Raw genomic sequence first — 17,566 nt, forward strand, 5'->3', positions numbered from 1 at the left:
AGACCGAAAGTAGGCCGAATCAACTGCAATTTCCTATCGATCCGGTGATGGGCGTACCTCCGAGTCGCGGTAATTGCGTTCGCGAACCCGGTGATCTGCCGTCAGTGCTGTCAGCGAGGCCCCCTCGATCCACGAGTGTCCCCGGGCCGTGTGCCGGTCGATACTGCGAAGCCAGGCCCGCATCGAGCGCTTCGAGTAATCCAGGAAGTCGGAGGTTGCCACCGTCATTCGACCCCTGCGATACATCATTCCGACTCGTCGTGAAAGCCCCGGGGACAGCTCGCGCACCACACCGCCGCGATGACGGGCGTCGAGCGCAATCCGGAGCGGAATGATTGCCGCGCCTGCTCCGGAGAGCACCATCGGCAGTACCGCGCCGCGCTGTGGTACCTCCACAACGATCCGCGGTTCGACACCATGCTCCCGCAACGAGTTCTCGATGTACTCTCTTGTTGCCGTGCCGTGTTCGCCCATCACGAAAGGGACCCCGGACAGACTTTCGACTGGGGTGGGATCGGGCCAGAACGACTCGGTGCCAGGTGGACAGACGAGGACGAACTTCTGATCGACCAGTTCCTCGCTCACTAGTTCCTCCCCCGCAATCGGCATGGCCGAGAAGCCGACCTCGCAGGCACCGGATCGTACGAGCTGCACCAGATCCGCCGCTTCGTCACGCTCCTCGATCCGAAAACGCACTTCGGGAAATTTGGCGCGGAACCCCGCCGCCCACACCGATAGTGGGTCCGTGGAGATATCCGACAGTGCCGCGATATCGATCCGCCCGCTGCGCCCCTGCCCGACGCTCCGCACTGCATTCTCCGCTGCTTCCGCCTCGCGCAGGATCATGCGAGCCGGGCCGATCAGGGCCTCGCCGGCCGGCGCGAGGACAAGACCTCTGCCCACTCGGTGAAACAGCTCGGATCCCAGGTCCTTCTCGAGCTTGCGGACGGCCTGGGAGAGCGACGGCTGGGCCACTCGCAGCGCGACTGCGGCACGGTTGACCCCTCCGTGATCGACCACCGCAAGGAAGTACTCCATTTGACGCAGATCCATGCAGCAAAGCTAGCGGGCAGGGCGCCGAATGCGCCATGGTGTAGCGGGGTCGTGGAGGGACTCCGGGTCGGTCATGAGCCGAGATATGTCCTGTACTCGGGACTCGCCGGCGAGCGCACGACCCTCTTCGGGTCGCTGTAGCGTTCTGCGGTCGTTCTCGATGGCGGAAACGGTGCAGATCCCCAGAGGGCCGTCGCGGTCGAACATGGTTGCCGAGCCCACCGCGACTCCGTCGCACGCGCGGTGGCTGTCGGCTTCCAGTCCGAGTTCGATCCCCTCCGGCAGTCTGGTCAGCGCCAGCGTGACGTCACCGTTGATGTATCCGATGCCCTCGGTGCCCATGTTGGTTACCAAATTGGTCAAGTCGGCGATCATTGCCGCACGCACGAGGGGGGTGGTCGCTTCTCCTGCGATCGCCGACCACCCTGTCGTCCAGATCCGTTTCCGATCAGAGGTTCGCCACGCCGGTCCTCCGTGCGGCAACGGCCCCCAGTCGGCATTCTCCCCACTGGTGCCGATCAACCGCTCGCCGAGATGCTCGGTCGGCGAGGGAGGCTCAGGGACGCGGGAGTCGACCCAATGCGCTCCTGCTGCGTTCCTCGATTTTCGGTAGAAAGCAACCGTGGCCCTGGCCACGGCTTCATCCGACTGAATCAATTCGGCTTCGACAAGTCGAATTCGGTTTCCCCACCGGATGATCCGTGAGCGAACATCGATCCGGCCCATCCTCACCGGACGAAAGAGATCCGCGGTCACTCGGGTGGCGAAGAATTCATCCTGCTTGTACTCACCCTCGATGGCGTGGGCAAGCAAACCCAGCACCGCCGGACCGGACACCATGTCCGCCGACCACCCGCTGATGGCGGCCGCCCTCGGCTCGTACCCCGAACCTGCACGAGCGAAGAACGGTTGAGCGGTGTGTGCCGATCTGGTCGCCTGTTCCGCGTCGAGCTGCGCGTCGGCTGTCACTTTCAGTTCCACAGCGTGGCGGCGTCGACCGCTTCGGTGGCCGGGGGGCCGGGTAGCCCGGGTTCGCTGCGGGAGAATCGCGGCGCGGGCCGGTGCTGGGTGACGCGGTCCAGTTCGACGAGGGATCCGCGGGCGGCGATGTGCGGGTTCTGGGGTGCCTCGGCGAAGGTCAGCACCGGGGTGGTGCAGGCGTCGGTGCCGTCGAAGATCGCCGCCCACTCGTCGCGGGTCTTGGTGAGGAACACCTCGGCGAACTGTTTCTGCAGTTGCGGCCAGCCGCTCCGGTCGTTCTGGGCCGGCAGATCGGCCGGGTCGAGACCCAGACCCTCCACCAGCAGTGCGTAGAACTGTGGTTCGACCGCACCGACGGCCATGTATCGGCCGTCCGCGGTTTCGTAGGTGTTGTAGTACGGCGCACCGGTGTCGAGCATGTTCACCCCGCGCTCGTCCGACCACCGGCCGATACCGCGGAAGCTCCACATCATGTGCGACAACGCCAGGGTGCCGTCCACCATGGCCGCGTCGACGACCTGTCCCTTGCCCGACGTGTGACGCTCGATCAGCGCGGCGAGGATGCCGAACACGAGGAACATCGAGCCGCCGCCGAAGTCGCCGACCATGTTCAGCGGCGGCACCGGGCGCTCGCCCTTCCTGCCGATCGCGTGCAGGACACCGGTCAGCGAGATGTAGTTGATGTCGTGGCCGGCCGTCTGGGCGAGTGGACCTTCCTGCCCCCAGCCGGTCATCCGGCCGTAGATCAGGCGCGGGTTGTGCGCCAGTGCGACGTCCGGGCCCAGCCCCAGGCGCTCGGTGACGCCGGGGCGGAAGCCTTCGATGAGCACGTCTGCCCGTTCGATGAGGCCGAGGACGAGTTCGATGTCGGCGGGGTCTTTGAGGTTCGCTTCCACGACGCGGCGGCCGCGGTGGGTCTGGTCGCGGGGCTGCCCGGCTGTCGGCAGCAGGCCGGCGCGCTGTACGCGGACCACGTCGGCGCCGAGGTCGGCGAGCAACGTCGCAGCGTGCGGGCCGGGACCGATGCCGGCGAGTTCGACTATGCGGACACCGGTAAGTGGCCCGGTGCCGGTGGTGGTCGCCATGAATTCTCCCTCTACCTCTGGGCGATGGAACGTGCTGTGACGCTGAATGTTCAGCCGACTCGAGCGGTTTGCGTGGTGGACAGCAGGGTGGGCAGTGCCCGAGCGAGGTTGCGCTCGTGGATCTGCGAGGCACCTTCGTAGATGCGCAGCGCCCGCACGTCACGCCACATGCGCGGCACCGAGTGTTCGCCCACGATGCCGGCTCCGCCGAGCACCTGGACCGCCCGGTCGGCCACGACGGATGCCATCTCGGTGCAATAGAGCTTCGCCGCCGAAATGCGATGCCGCGGCGGGGTGCCGGCGTCGAATTCGCGGGCGCAATCCAGGATCATCGACCGTCCCGCCTCGAGCTCTGCGTAGCTGCGACCGAGCATGGCCTGGACGGCCCCGAACTCGGCCAGGGGTTGCCCGAATTGCTCCCGCTCACCGGCGTGCCGCGCGGCCTCGGTGAGCAAGCGCGTGGCCTGACCGACGGCGGTGGCCGCGACGTGGGTGCGGGCCTGGTTGATCCCGCGCATGGCGTGCGTCATTCCCAGGCCTTCCGCCCCTCCGATCAGCCGGTCTGCGTCTACTCGCACCCCACGCAGACTGACCTCGGCGACGGGCCCCTCGGCGTGACCGTTCATCAACTCGGGCAACCGGGTCTGCACGCCGGGAGTGTCCCGATCCACCAGGAACGACGAGACACCGCCGTCCTCGGTGCGGGCGAACACCACCAGCACGTCCGCCCACCCGCCGTTGGTGATGTAGCGCTTCTCCCCGTCGATGACGTAGCCGCCACGCGTCCGGGTCGCGGTGGTCCGTACCGCGGACGCGTCGCTCCCGGCGTTCTCCTCGGTGAGCGCGAAGGCCATCACGCACTCCCCGGCCGCCATCGCGGGGAGGTACCTCTCGCGCTGCACGGCGGTGCCGTATTCGAGCAGGATCTGTGAGGCCAGACCGATGCTCGTCGAGAACCGCGACCGGTACACAGCCGACGACCGGGTGAACTCGAACGTCAGGAGCACCTGCTGCTCGACCGTCCACCCCAGGCCGCCGACGCTGGTGGGCAGGGTGATGCCGAACAGACCGAGCTCGCTCATCCGTCGGACGAGGTCCGGGGGCACCGCACCGGCGGCGACCATCTCATTCTCCCGCGGGATCAGTTCGTCGTCGGTGAAGTCGCGAATCACCTGCCGGTACGTCTCGAAGTCGAGGGTGCGGACCCGGGGATCGATCACGTGAATGCTCCTGTTCGTGAGGGCGAAAGCTCCTGCGGGACTGGATCAGAAACCGGCCGACTTGGCGATGATCGTCTTCATGACCTCGCTGGTGCCGCCGTAGATCCGCGAGACGCGGGTGTCCGCGTACAGCCGGGCGATGGGGTATTCGAGCATGTAGCCGTATCCGCCGTGCAGCTGCAGGCACTTGTCGATGATCTCGCCGGCGTTCTCGGTGCAGAACAGCTTCGCCTTGGCGGCATCGGCGACGCTCAGGTCGCCGGTCTCGTGCAGCTCGATGGCCCGGTCCACCATGGCCTGCGCTGCCTCCACCTTGGCGATGCATTCGGCGATGACGAATTTGGTGTTCTGGAAGTCGGCGACGGGCTTGCCGAACACCTTGCGGTCACGCACGTAGTCGGAGGCGAACGTGATGGCACCGGTGGCGGCGGCGGTCGTGGTGACCGCGATCATCAGGCGCTCCTGCGGAAGGTTGTTGGCCAGATAGCCGAACGCCGCGCCCTCTTCGCCGAGCAGATCCTCGACAGGAACCCGCACGTCAGTGAAGGAAAGCTCGGCGGTGTCGGAGGTGCGCATACCGATCTTCTCGAGCTTGCGACCCACCTCGTAGCCCTCGCTCGTGGTGTCCACGGCGAGGATGCTGAGGCCGGCGCGGCGGTTCTCCTCGGTGGTCGGGGAGGTGCGGCAGACGACGAGGACGCGGTCGGCTTGAACGCCTCCGGTGATGAAGGTCTTGGCGCCGTTGAGGATGTAGTGGGTGCCGTCCTCCGACAGCCGGGCGGTGGTCTTGATGCCGGCGAGGTCCGAGCCGGTGCCCGGCTCGGTCATCGCGATGGCGGTCATCATGTCGCCGCTGACGAACCCGGGCAGCCAGCGCTGCTTCTGTTCCTCGGTGCCGTAGGTGAGCAGGTAGGGCAGCACCAGGCCGGTGTGCACACCGAATGCACCGAAACTGACTGCGGCGCGGGCGGTCTCCTCGGAGAGCACCGCCTGGTACTTGAAGCTGGTCTCGCCGGCTCCACCGTAGGACTCGGGTACGGTCATTCCGAGCACGCCCAGCTTGCCGAGCTGACGGTAGAAGTCGCGCGGCACCATGCCCTCGCGCTCCCAGTCGGCGAAGTTCGGCGTGACCTGCGACTCGATGAAGTCACGGATGACTTTGCGGAAGTCTTCATGTTCCTGGTTGAACACGATGCGCTGCATGTCTTTTCCTTCTTTTGTGCGGACCAGCGTGGATGGGTGTTGGGGAATGTGGCCGCGTCAGCCGAGGATTCGGGCGCGGTCGCGGTCGGAGTTGACGGTGAGGAGGGCGATCACCGCGCCGATGACGGCGGCGATGCCGAAGATCTGGAAGGCCGAGGCGTAGCCGCCGGCGGGGGTGGCTGCATTGTCGACGATGACGCCGGTGAGGTACGGGGCGATCAGGCCGCCGGTGGCCATCATCGCCATGAACACGCCCAGCACGCCTGCCATCTGCTGCGGTGGGCAGATCTCCGAGATCGCGGCATTGAACAGCGGGATGATGACGGTGCCGACACCGTAGCCGATCGAGACGACCATCACCGCGACGATGGGCGTCTGGATGTACGGCATGGTGATCAGTGCGATGCCGCACAGCAGCAGTGCGATTCCCGGCACGATGCCGCGCAGCACCCGGGAACTGGCGCCGCGCACCAACAGCCGGTCGCTGACCGAGGTGCACAGGAACATGAAGAACAGTCCAGCGATGCTGGGGATCCCGAACATGGTGCCGGCCTGCACCCGCGAATACCCCAGGCCGACCTCGAAGTAGGACGGCAACCACGTCAGCACGACGGTGACGAGAGCGTACATGGTGAAGACTGCGGCGAGCGCGCCGAGAAATGTCGGTGTCCGGAGGATCCGGGACCATGGCACCTTGGGGTCGGCGGTCGGCGCAGCGGTGTCGACGTTCGCGGCGGCCTTCTTGACGGGGCGCTTGCCGTAGGGCCCTCCTTGCCAGGTCACGAGCCACACGACGGACCAGACCACGCTGACCATGGCGAGGATGAGGAACGTGGATCGCCACCCCCAGTTCGCGACGGCCAGGGCCATCAGTGGAGCGATCAGAATCTTGGCGATCGACGCACCGGAAGCCAGGAAAGCGCCGGGCAGCCCACGCTTCTCTACGGGATGCCAGGAGTAGGCGCCGGTATGGATCAGCGCCCCCGACGGCCCCTCGAAGAATCCCAGCGCCATCCGGCTGATCAACAGCATCGTGAAGCCGGCAACGACCACCAGCGGCACCATCGACGCTGCCCAGGCCAGGCACAACAGCAGTAGCAGCCAGCGCAACGACATCCACTTGTGCAACACCCCGGCAAAGAAGCCGCCAACGGTGAATGCCAGGAAAAATGCACTGCCTACGAGCCCGATCTGGGCGGAGGTCAGACCGAACTCTGTGGCCAGCGGCTGGGCAACCAGCCCGAAGACGGCCTTGTCGGCCCAGTTGACGACGACCAACAGCACCAGAATTCCGGTGAGGCCCCAGGCCCGCACGCGGGACTCCCCTCCTACTTCGGGTGACACAACGGGGGAAACGTCCTGCTTGCTCGATGTCATTCTCATCGATCCTCTCGGGCAATGGCGACGGCTGCGCGGCGCGGAGACTCGGGGGCTCGGGGGCTCGGGGGCTCGAAGCGAACTGTGACGCGAACCACCCCGATTCGAAAAAGTAAATCATCATCCGGCATCAAAGGGCAATAGTTCACTGAAAGACGTCGACCACTTCTCGCGGTCACGCCTGTGAATTGGAAAAGCTGCTGCAAGACGGCAGGCCGAGCGTGGTGGACAGAATCTGTCGGGTCGTGTTAAGTAAATATCGATTCGATCAGAGAGGAGTCAGATGTGACTCGCAAGGTCCACGTCGCCGGAGTCGGGATGATCCCGTTCACCAAGCCCGGCAAGAGCGAGAACTACAACGTCATGGGTGAGACCGCTGCCCGCGCAGCATTGCGTGATGCCGGCATCGAGTACTCCCTCGTTCAGCAGGCCTACGTGGGGTACGTGTACGGCGACTCCACGGCCGGCCAGGCCGCGCTGTACGGAGTCGGCCTGACCGGAATCCCGGTTTTCAATGTCAACAACAACTGCGCCACCGGTTCGTCGGCGCTGTACCTGGCCCGCCAGGCCGTCGCCAGTGGTGCCGTCGAGTGCGCTCTGGCGGTCGGGTTCGAACAGATGAAACCCGGTGCGCTCAAGCGGGTCTGGGACGACCGCCCGGCGCCGATGTTCCGATTCGACAACCTGATGACGGAGATTCAGGGCGTCGACGAGACGTCCCCGCGCGCGGCCCAGCTGTTCGGCGGCGCGGGCGTTTCCCACATGCAGAAGTACGGCACGAAGCCGGAGACGTTCGCGAAGATCTCGGTCAAGGCCCGCAAGCACGCTGCCCACAACCCCAATGCCGTCTTCCGTGACTTGCTCACGGAGGAGCAGGTGCTCGAGTCGCCCCACATCTTCGGCCCCTTGACCAGATACCAGTGCTGCCCACCGACCTGCGGCGCCGCAGCGGCGGTGGTGTGCAGCGAAGAGTTCGCCCGCAAGCACGGGCTTGCGGCGGACGTGGTGATCGAGGCGCAGGCCCTCACGACCGACACCGCCAGCACGTTCGAGGACCGGGACATGATGAAGGTGGTCGGCTACGACATGACGGCAGCGGCCGCCGCCCAGGTGTACGAGGCCGCGGGCATCGGCCCCGAGGACGTACAGGTCGTCGAACTGCACGACTGCTTCTCCGCCAACGAGCTCATCACCTACGAGGGACTGGGTCTGACCCCCGAGGGCACCGCCGAGAAGTTCATCCTCGACGGCGACAACACCTACGGCGGCCGCGTGGTCACCAACCCCTCGGGTGGTCTGCTCTCCAAGGGCCACCCGCTCGGCGCCACCGGACTGGCCCAGTGCGCCGAACTCGTGTGGCAACTCCGCGGTCAGGCGGGGGCGCGTCAGGTGGAGGGTGCGCGGATCGGCCTGCAGCACAACCTCGGTCTCGGCGGCGCGTGCGTCGTGAGCGTCTTCAAGAAGGTGGGCTGACATGGCTCTCGACTCCGCCGTCGTCGGCAAGGTGATCCCCGGTCACGAAGTGGTCGTCGAGCGCGGACGTCTGCGCTTCTTCGCGCAGGCCATCGGCGAGACCAACCCGATCTACTTCGACACCGAGGCCGCCAAGGCGGCCGGGCACCGCGATGTACTCGTGCCGCCGACCTTCCTGTTCTGCCTGGACATGGAGAAGCCGGACCCGTTCGCCCTCATCCGCGAACTCGGGATCGACATGCGGTACGTGCTGCACGGCGAGCAGGCGTTCAAGTACCACTCGCCGGCCTATGCCGGCGACACGCTGGCCTACAACGGCACAGTCACCGACGTGTACTCGAAGAAGAACGGAGCGTTGGACTTCCTCGTCCGAACGGTCGACGTCACCCGCGACGGTGAGCCGATCGCCCGCCTCACCAACACCCTCGTCGTCCGAAACCCGAAGGCGGAAAAATGAAAACAGGCGACTCCCTCCCGGAATTGCAGCTCGCCGGCATCAGCCGCACCACGCTCGCGCTCTACGCCGGCGCGTCCGGTGACCACAATCCGATGCACATCGATCTCGACGTCGCGCGCTCCGGTGGCATGGACGACGTGTTCGCCCACGGCATGCTGTCGATGGCCTACCTCGGCCGACTGCTGACCAATTACGTTCCTCAGGAACGACTCTGCTCCTACGGCGTACGATTCGCCGCCATCACCCCGCTGCACGCGAAGCCGACGTGCACCGGAACCGTGACCAAGGTCGAGGACGGCCTGGCCCATCTGGACCTCACCGTCACCCTCGCCGACGGAACGGTCACCCTCCGCGGCGACGCCGTCGTCGCCGCCTGACCTTCGCCACACCACCGAAAGGAAGTCCCGCTCATGGGCAAGCTCGACACCAGGACAGCCATCGTCACCGGATCCGGCCGCGGCATCGGCCGTGCCATCGCCATGAAGTTCGCGGCCGAGGGCGCCAGCGTCGTCGTCAACGACCTCGACCCGGGCCCGGCCAAGGAGACGGTCGAGGAGATCGTCGCAGCCGGCGGTAAGGCCGTCGCCAGTATCGGTTCGGTCACCGAGGAAGGCTTCGCGGACCGCTTCGTCGCCACCGCCGTCGACACCTTCGGCGGCCTCGACATCATCGTCAACAATGCCGGCTTCACCTGGGACAACGTCATCCAGAAGATGACCGACGAGCAGTGGGACACCATCCTGGATCTGCACCTGAAGGCACCGTTCCAGATCCTGCGTGCCGCGCAGCCGTACATCAAGGCGAACCCGACCGACTACCACCGCAAGGTCGTCAACATCTCCTCCAACGCCGGTGTCGTCGGCAACGCCGGCCAGTCCAACTACGCCGCCGCCAAGGCCGGCATCATCGGACTGACCAAGACCCTCGCCCGCGAGTGGGGCCGCTACCGGGTGAATGTCAACGCGGTCGCCTACGGCCTGATCAACACCCGCCTGACGGAGGCGTCGGCGGACGGCAACGCCACCATCGACGTCGAAGGCCGGGAGATCAAGGTCGGCGTCAACCCCCAGCTGCTCGCCGCAGCCGAGCGGTCCATCCCGCTGGGCCGGGCCGGCCGTCCCGACGAGGCAGCGGGCGCAGTGTTCGCCCTGTGCCTGCCCGAGACCGACTACGTCAGCGGCCAGTGCCTGGTTTGCGACGGCGGCAGCCGCTAACTATCCCCGACAGGAGGGGTCCCCATGTACTTGACTCAGTCACTGCATCGCGCGGTGCAGCAACGCCCGAACCAGCCCATGACCGTGTGCGGGGACCGCATCCACACCAGCAGCGAGACCGGAGACAGGGTCGCCCGCCTCGCGGGCGCTCTGCTCGGTCTCGGTGTGGGGGTCGGCGACCGCGTCGGCATGCTGTCGCTCAATTCCGACCGGTACCACGAGTACTTCTTCGCCACCTGGTGGATAGGCGGCGTGGTCAACCCGCTCAACACCCGCTGGAGCGCCGCCGAGATCGCGTTCGCCCTCGAAGACTCACAGACGACGGTACTGCTGGTCGACGACACCTTCGTACCGCTGCTGGACGAGATGCGCACACTCTTCCCGTCGCTGCGAGCAGTGGTGCACTGCGGCGACCAACCGACACCGGACGGGCTTCTCCGTTACGAAGACCTGGTCGCCACCGCGGAACCCGTCGAAGACCTGCGCGTGGGCGGAGACACCCTGGCAGGGATCTTCTATACCGGTGGTACCAGCGGCCGCCCCAAAGGCGTCATGCTCACCCACCTCAACCTGATGACCGCGAGCCTCGGGTCGCTGGCCGCCAACCACACCGCCGTCGCAGGCAGCCGCGCCCTGCTGTCCGCACCCATGTTCCACCTCGCTGCACTGGCCAGCTGGAACGGCCAGAACATCGCCGGGGGCATCCTGGTGATGTTGCCGTCGTTCGAACCGGCCGCGGCGCTGCGACTGATCGAAGAGCGGCGGATCAACTCGATGCTGTTGGTACCGACCATGATCCAGATGCTGCTGCGCCATCCGGAGCGCGAGATCCGCGACCTGTCCAGCATCACCGCAATTCAGTACGGCGCGTCCCCGATCTCCGAGACCCTGCTACGCCAGGCCCAGCGCGCCTTCCCGAAAGCTGATTTCGTGCAGGGTTACGGGATGACCGAGGCCGGCCCCGGACTCACCTCGCTCAGCGCCGACGACCACCACGCGGCCACCCGGCTCAATTCGGCCGGTCGGCCGATGGGTCACGTCGAGGTGCGGGTTGTCGACGACCGAGGCAACGAACTCCCCCGCGGCGAGGTCGGCGAGATCATTGCCCGTGGCGGCAACATCATGACCGGTTACTGGAATCGACCGGAAGAGACCGCGGCGGCGCTGCGCGACGGCTGGCTGTACACCGGCGACGGCGGCTACATGGACGAGGACGGCTACCTGTTCGTGGTGGACCGACTGAAGGACATGATCATTTCCGGGGGAGAGAACGTGTACTCGACCGAAGTCGAGAATGCTCTCGCCTCTCATCCCGATGTGGTGCAGTGTGCGGTGATCGGTGTTCCCGACGATCGGTTCGGCGAGCGGGTGCACGCGTTTCTGGTGATGAAACCGGGCACGTCACTGACCTGCGACGACGTGCGAGCCCACGCCAAGAAACTGATCGCCGGGTACAAGTCGCCACGGAGCATCACGATCGTGGAGCAGATGCCGGTCTCGCCGGCTGGCAAGATACTCAAGAGAGAACTCCGCCGGCAGTTCTCCGACCTGGCCGACCGCACCGCGCACTGACACCCCGAGGCTGCAATGACGATCGACACATCGGACGACACACCTGCTGTCGAGCCGTCCGCCAAGAAGACGCCGCGGCCGCGCAACCGTAAAGCGCAGATCATCACGGTGGCCCGAGAGCAATTCGGGAGACGCGGCTACCACGGGGTGAACATGGAGGACATCGCCTCCGCGGTGGGAATCACCGCGGGGGCGCTGTACCGCCATTTCCCGAACAAGCAGGACCTTCTGGCACAGGCGATACTCAATGCCGCCTCGTCGATCACGGCCACCCTCGACGACGTCGACCCCGAGGACTCGGCCTCGAACTGTCTGGCCCTGTTCCGCTACTGCCTCGACAACGATTTCCGCGCTGTCCTGTTCGACCAGGAAGCCCGCCACCTCGCTCCCGAACGCCGGGCCGAGGTGCGGACGGCCGTTCAGTCGGTCCCGGCACGCATCGCCGACGCCCTCCGCTCCGAACGCCCCGACCTCACCACTGCGGACGCCGACTTGCTGGCCTGGGCCATGTCGAGCGTCGCCCTCAGTCCAGCCCGGCACCGAACGACCTTGCCGCGCAAACGCTTGGAGAGCCTGCTGCTGGAGCTGTGCGAACGGCTGCGGAGCGCTCCGATCCGGCACGACGAGGAGATACCTGCCGAGGAGGCATACGTCTCCGGCTTCGCTCACGCTTCCCGTCGTGAAACCCTGTTGACCGCCGCCATCTCCCTGTTCCGGCGGCGCGGCTACCAGTCGGTGACGATGGACGACATCGGCGCCGCCGCGGGGATGGCGAGTTCGAGCATCTACACCTACTTCGCCGGCAAGGCCGAGGTGCTCCAGGCGATCCTCGTCCGAGGCACCGAGTCCCTGCGGATGGGGTTGGTCCAGGCGCTTGCCGGTGCGCGCTCCCGCGAGGACGCGCTCGCTCTGGTGGTGCACTCGTACGCCTCGGCCGTGTCGGCACCCGACAGTGCCATCGGCATCCTCATCGAGGAGTCGACGAATTTACCCGAAGAGGCACAGTCGCAGTCCCGCACGGCTCAACGCGAGTACATCGACGAGTGGGTACATCTCCTCGGCACCGACACCCACGAGACCCGGACTACCGTGCTCGCCGCAATCGGGTTGGTCAACGACCTTTCCCGGTTGCGGCACCTGCACACCCGACCGCGCTACCGAGACGAAATCGAGGAACTGGCCCTTCGGGTACTGGGAGTCCGTACCGCCTGATCACCCACCGCCGAGGCCGACCACGGCGATCATCAAGGGCAGGAAGACGATGATCAGGATCGCGCCGACGATGTCGAAGGATATTCCGCTTCGGATCATCGTGGTGATCCGGACGGCTCCGGAGCCGTAGACCACGGCGTTCTGCGGCGTCGAGACCGGCAGCATGAAGCCGAACGACGCGGCGAACGTGGCCGCGAGCGCAGGCACGAAGGGGTTGACCCCGGCCGCCAACGCCACCGGGATCACGATCGGCACCACGACCGCCGCCGACGCCGTGTTGCTCGTCGTCTCCGATACGGCGATGGCCAGCAGCACGGCGAACACGGTGATGGCGACGACGCTCGTCAGGCCCAGCGAGTCGGCGACGGAGGTGCCGATCGTCTCGGCGAGTCCGGTGTCGGCGAGCAGTGCGCCGAAGATGATGCCGCTGCCGAACAGCACGATCGTGCCCCAGTCGATCTCTGCGGCGTCCCGCCAGGTCAGCGTGAACTCGCGATTCTCCCAATCGGTCGGCAGAAGGTAGAGCAACGCCGCCCCGAAGACTGCGACCATGCCCTCGTCGAGTCGGTCACTGATCGTGCTGTAGAGATCCGAGTCGTTGCCGGCGATCACCGCGACGACACCGGGCAGGATCCACAGCGTCACCGTGACTCCGAACGCGATGAGCGTGTTCTTCTCCGCACGCGACAGCGGACCCATTTCCGCGCGCTGCTCCGCCAGGTAGTCGGCGACGCCTTCGATGCGACGGATCTCCGGTTTGTTGATGCGCAGCAGGATGATGGCGAGCGCGATGAACATCAGCAGGCAGATCGGGATGGCCATCACCATCCATTGCCCGAAGCTGATCCGCTCCCCCGTGGCCTCCTCGATGAGCCCGCGTCCGATGAGATTGGGTGGGCTCCCGACCGGCGTCAGCAGGCCGCCCACGCTTGCGCTGTATGCGAGCATCAGCATGATCGCGGCGCCCACCCTGACGCGCAACGGGTCGAAGTCCTCGGCGACGACGCCGCGGCGCTGCATGAGCTTCGCGATGACGCCGAGGATGCCCAGGGCGGTGGGCAGCAGCATGGCCACGGTCGCGGTGTTGGATACGAACGCCGAGAGTCCGCACGTGATCGCGCCGAACGCGACGATCACACCGGTGGTGGACTGGCCGACACGCGGCAGGGTCAGTATCCGAAACGCGAAGCGCCGTGCGACGCCATGCTTGAGCATCGCCTGAGCGAGGATGAACGCTCCGATGAACGTGAAGATCGTCGACGATCCGAACGCGGCGAGAACTTCGTCGGCCGGCGCCACGCCCAGAAACACCACGATCGCCACCCCGAGCAGCCCGCCGATCGGGATCGGCACCGCCTCGGTCACCCACAGCACGATGACGCCGAGCAGCACGCCGGCCAACGTCTGCTGGTTGGGCGGTATGTCGATCGGCAGGGCGAGGAACGCGAGCGTGATCAGCGGCGCCAGAAAGAGCCCGATCGTGCGGCGGCCCTTCTCGAATCGCTCCTCGGCGGGTGAGAGCTGCTGTTCGCCGAGGCTGCGATAGGTGGTGTGCCCGAGCAACGCCTTGTCGACGTCGGTGCGGTCGCCCTGGTTCTCGGCTGTCATGGTCCCTCCCCTGCGACACGGATTGGTACGGAAGTAGTACCCAACAACGAACGTCCTAGTCGTTGAAGCAGCATGTTTTCTCCCGGACGGGGCAGCACGACCGACGCCTAGGCCGTCACCGTGTTTCTGGGAACGATCAGCACGGGCACCGGAGCGTGACGCAGAATCTTCGAGGCGGCCGAGCCGAGGAATACGTGGGCCGCGGGTCCGGCCGCGCCCGAACCCAGCGCCAGCATGTCGCCGGCTTCCCAGGAGACGGCCTCCACCGCTTCGCGCCAGTCGTGGCCGCTACCGACCACGACGTCCACGTCGGGAACCGGGATTCGGGCGCGAACTGCGTTGAGCTGCTTGACGATATCGTCGCGCGTCCGGCGTGCCCACTGTTGGACGACGAGGTCCTCCGTCGATCGCTCGATCGCACCGCCGAACATCGTCATCGGCCGCACCGTGAACGACACGATCCGCAACTGCACCGGCCACTGCCTGGCCAGTTCGGCGGTGGCGGCAACGAGACCGTTGACGTCGGCCTCGCCGCCGTACGCGACGGTGATCCGGCGGATGGACTCGGGCACCGGCGGGTAGCCGCGCGGAGCGATCGCGACGGGCACTGCCGCGGTGTGGACCAGCCGTTCGGTGACGCTGCCCAGCGTCACCCTGCCCAGCAACCCGGACGACGACGACCCGACAACGACGAGACGCGCGTCGTGGGCGGTGACGAGTTCGATCAAACCTGTTGGAATGGAATCGGATTGGTGGACGATGCGGGGAATGTCCAGGCCCCCGGGCAGCTGGCCGACCACCCTGTCCAGTGCGTGCGAAGCCTGCTCGGTGACGTAGCCCAGGTATTCGCGTTCGATGGGGTCGTCTTTCGCCGGCCACGGCCGTTCCACGATCGCCGCGGCCACTACCTTGTCGCCGGTCCAGCGTGATATCTGCACCGCCAGGTTGAGGGGCGCGGTGCCCTGACGGCTCGAGCTGAAGCCGGCGATGATCGTCATCGTGGCGATCCCTCTGCGGCGACCGGGGCGACGACGACGTGCGTCACCGGCACATCGTGCTCGGCGCGCGCACGGTCCACGACGTCGAAGCGGTGCCATATCGATTCTTCCGGTGGCAGTGTCGAGATGACTATCTGATCCGGACGGAACGAGTCGACGGCGGCGGCCAGGGCCCGCAGCGGCCGGTAGTCGCCCAACGCGCCGTCGGCTTCGAGGTTCTCCGCGCGGAGTGTCGCCAGCGTGTCGTCCAGCCGCCGTTGTGCGACCTCTCGGGTCGCTTCCGCGACGTCGAGTGGACCGTGGGTGGCGGCGGTTCCGGTCTCGATCGGGCTGGCCGGCACGACCACGAAGTAGGTGGCATCCCGATCGGCGTCGATACGGCGGAGTTCGTCGAGCATTTCCTTGGACTGGACGGTCTGGTTCGCCAGCACCAGCACACGGTGTGGCCGTGTCGTCGCCGTGACCCCTTCCACGACGGGCCGCCGGCCCACGAACCACTTGTTGGCGAGGAACAACACGATGACGACGGCCCACGACAGCAGGCTCAGCACCAGTTGCGATCGCACATCCTCCTGCAGATACATCTGCACCAGGATCGCCACAATCGCGACGGCGGTGATTATCGACACCACCGGGAACAGCCACATCTTCACCCGTAGCTCCGAGTCCGGGGTGCGGTACCGCAGCACGATCTGGGAGACGGCGATGAGCAGGTAGACGAACAGGATGACCGCACCGCTGGAATTCAGCAGGAAGGCGAAGACGGTGTCCGGTGACACTGCGGCGGCGATCACACACAGAAAACCGACCACCGAGGACGCGAGTATCGCGGTGGCAGGCACCCCGCGACGGGTCACCCTGACCAGCTGTGCGGGCGCCTCCCGGCGCGCCGCGAGCACGAACAACATGCGGGAGGCGGTGTACATACCCGAGTTGAGGCAGCTCAACACGGCCGTCAACACCACGGCGTTCATGATGTGGTCGGCGTACGGGATCCCCATTTCGGTGAACGCGGCGACGAAGGGGGACGCGGCCGCATCTTCGTCGTTCCACGGCAGGATCGTCGCCAGCAGGAACGTGGAGCCGACGAAGAACACGGCGATCCGCACGATCACCGAGTTCGCGGCCTTGGTCACCGCCCGCTCCGGGTCCGCCGACTCCGCGGCGGCGATCGTCGCGATTTCGGCGCCAACCATGGAGAAGATCACCGTGACCACGCCGACGGTGATGGCCATGGCGCCGAACGGCAGGAACCCGTCATGGCTCCACAGGTTGGAGAAGTCGAGCGATTTGTTCGGCCACACCCCGAGAACAAACAGCGAGCCCAGCCCGATGAACACCACGATCGCGGCCACCTTGATCCCGGCGAACCAGAATTCGAACTCGCCGAACGACGACACCGAAAACAGATTCGTCGCCGTCATCAGGATCATCAGAACCAACGCCGACAACCACAACGGGATGTCGATCCAGTACTGAATGATCGTCGCGCCGGCGATCGCCTCGAACCCGACGACGATCACCCAGAAGTACCAGTACAACCAGCCGACGGAGAAGCCGGCCCAGTTGCCCAACGCGGCGCGGGCATAATCGGCGAACGACCCGGTCGACGGATTGGCCACCGCCATCTCCGCCAGCATCCGCATGACCATGATGATCAAGACCCCGGCGAGAGCATAGGTGATGAAGGCCCCCGGACCGGTGTCGCCGATGACGACACCCGAGCCGACGAACAAGCCCGCGCCGATCACCCCGCCGATCGCAATCATCGTCAGCTGCCGCTGGCTCAGCGCCTTCTTCAAAGTGGGTGTTGCACTCATTGCATCCCTCCGATACTCGACGCACCGGCTACTCGCTCTGTTGGCGAGACCGGCTGTCGGATTCCGTGGGATGTACTCGGCTGGGCACGCGACCAGAGGGAAAGCCGCAGGGGCTTGAATCTCAATCGTAAGCCGCAGTGTCCGTCCGGCGAGCGGGATTCGGCAGTTGGATCCGCGCGCTGCGCGTGAGTACACCGGAACTTCCGCCCCGGGCGGACGACAGCATCCCCAGAAGTGCGCACAATAGAAGGGTGCAAACGGCGCGCCCCTCCACAGCACGAGGTAGAGCAGCC

At 66.2% G+C, this 17,566-nt stretch carries 15 protein-coding genes; 6 read left to right on the forward strand and 9 right to left on the reverse strand.

All coding sequences use genetic code 11. The annotated features are described in order from the left end of the window. Positions 1-33 precede the first annotated feature (33 nt). The 6 genes from HGB39_RS33195 to HGB39_RS33220 are packed head-to-tail and all read right to left on the reverse strand — an operon-like array spanning position 34 to position 6,919. On the reverse strand, positions 34-1,053 hold the full coding sequence (locus tag HGB39_RS33195) for a LysR family transcriptional regulator (protein WP_240960709.1): 1,020 nt from the start codon (positions 1,051-1,053) through the stop codon (positions 34-36). A 9-nt stretch (positions 1,054-1,062) separates the two neighbouring features. Then, positions 1,063-2,034, reverse strand: coding sequence for an acyl-CoA thioesterase domain-containing protein (locus HGB39_RS33200; protein WP_005568438.1), 972 nt, complete (start codon positions 2,032-2,034; stop codon positions 1,063-1,065). Continuing rightward, complete coding sequence (locus HGB39_RS33205; protein WP_005568440.1) at positions 2,025-3,119, reverse strand: CaiB/BaiF CoA transferase family protein; 1,095 nt, start codon at positions 3,117-3,119, stop codon at positions 2,025-2,027. Before HGB39_RS33205 ends, HGB39_RS33200 begins: the two co-directional genes overlap by 10 nt. Before the next feature lie 50 nt (positions 3,120-3,169). After that, the gene (locus HGB39_RS33210) at positions 3,170-4,339 is read right to left on the reverse strand and encodes an acyl-CoA dehydrogenase family protein (RefSeq protein WP_005568442.1); all 1,170 of its coding nucleotides are present in this window, start codon (positions 4,337-4,339) and stop codon (positions 3,170-3,172) included. Between the two features lie 45 nt (positions 4,340-4,384). Then, positions 4,385-5,542: an acyl-CoA dehydrogenase family protein gene (locus HGB39_RS33215; protein ID WP_005568445.1), complete on the reverse strand. Its 1,158-nt coding sequence runs from the start codon at positions 5,540-5,542 to the stop codon at positions 4,385-4,387. A 57-nt stretch (positions 5,543-5,599) separates the two neighbouring features. Then, positions 5,600-6,919, reverse strand: coding sequence for an MFS transporter (locus HGB39_RS33220; RefSeq protein ID WP_043790575.1), 1,320 nt, complete (start codon positions 6,917-6,919; stop codon positions 5,600-5,602). 285 nt (positions 6,920-7,204) lie between these two features. Between HGB39_RS33220 and HGB39_RS33225 the strand changes: the two genes are divergently transcribed. The 6 genes from HGB39_RS33225 to HGB39_RS33250 are packed head-to-tail and all read left to right on the forward strand — an operon-like array spanning position 7,205 to position 12,847. Beyond that, on the forward strand, positions 7,205-8,392 hold the full coding sequence (locus HGB39_RS33225) for a lipid-transfer protein (protein ID WP_005568449.1): 1,188 nt from the start codon (positions 7,205-7,207) through the stop codon (positions 8,390-8,392). Position 8,393: 1 nt separating this feature from the next. After that, positions 8,394-8,849, forward strand: a complete 456-nt coding sequence (locus tag HGB39_RS33230) for a MaoC family dehydratase N-terminal domain-containing protein (protein WP_005568450.1) — start codon at positions 8,394-8,396, stop codon at positions 8,847-8,849. Beyond that, positions 8,846-9,226: a MaoC/PaaZ C-terminal domain-containing protein gene (locus HGB39_RS33235; RefSeq protein ID WP_005254397.1), complete on the forward strand. Its 381-nt coding sequence runs from the start codon at positions 8,846-8,848 to the stop codon at positions 9,224-9,226. The genes HGB39_RS33230 and HGB39_RS33235 overlap by 4 nt, the downstream gene beginning before the upstream one ends. Positions 9,227-9,259: 33 nt before the next feature. After that, the gene (locus HGB39_RS33240) at positions 9,260-10,063 is read left to right on the forward strand and encodes an SDR family NAD(P)-dependent oxidoreductase (protein ID WP_005568451.1); all 804 of its coding nucleotides are present in this window, start codon (positions 9,260-9,262) and stop codon (positions 10,061-10,063) included. A 24-nt stretch (positions 10,064-10,087) separates the two neighbouring features. After that, the gene (locus HGB39_RS33245; protein ID WP_005568452.1) at positions 10,088-11,635 is read left to right on the forward strand and encodes a long-chain-fatty-acid--CoA ligase; all 1,548 of its coding nucleotides are present in this window, start codon (positions 10,088-10,090) and stop codon (positions 11,633-11,635) included. 15 nt (positions 11,636-11,650) lie between these two features. Next, a complete protein-coding gene (locus HGB39_RS33250; protein ID WP_005568453.1) occupies positions 11,651-12,847 on the forward strand; it encodes a TetR/AcrR family transcriptional regulator in 1,197 nt (398 codons plus the stop codon). Here HGB39_RS33250 and HGB39_RS33255 read toward each other — a convergent pair whose 3' ends face one another. The 3 genes from HGB39_RS33255 to HGB39_RS33265 all read right to left on the reverse strand — a co-directional run bounded on the left by HGB39_RS33255 (position 12,848) and on the right by HGB39_RS33265 (position 17,273). Then, entirely contained in the window at positions 12,848-14,455 is a 1,608-nt protein-coding gene (locus HGB39_RS33255; protein ID WP_005568454.1) for an SLC13 family permease, read from the reverse strand. Between the two features lie 107 nt (positions 14,456-14,562). Further along, positions 14,563-15,453 carry a universal stress protein gene (locus HGB39_RS33260; protein ID WP_005254392.1) on the reverse strand — a complete coding sequence of 297 codons (891 nt, stop codon included), beginning with the start codon at positions 15,451-15,453 and terminating at the stop codon, positions 14,563-14,565. After that, positions 15,450-17,273: an amino acid permease gene (locus HGB39_RS33265; protein ID WP_005568532.1), complete on the reverse strand. Its 1,824-nt coding sequence runs from the start codon at positions 17,271-17,273 to the stop codon at positions 15,450-15,452. The genes HGB39_RS33260 and HGB39_RS33265 overlap by 4 nt, the downstream gene beginning before the upstream one ends. Positions 17,274-17,566: the final 293 nt, after the last annotated feature.

Source organism: Rhodococcus opacus (assembly GCF_012396235.1).
In the GTDB taxonomy this organism is placed as follows: domain Bacteria; phylum Actinomycetota; class Actinomycetes; order Mycobacteriales; family Mycobacteriaceae; genus Rhodococcus_F; species Rhodococcus_F opacus.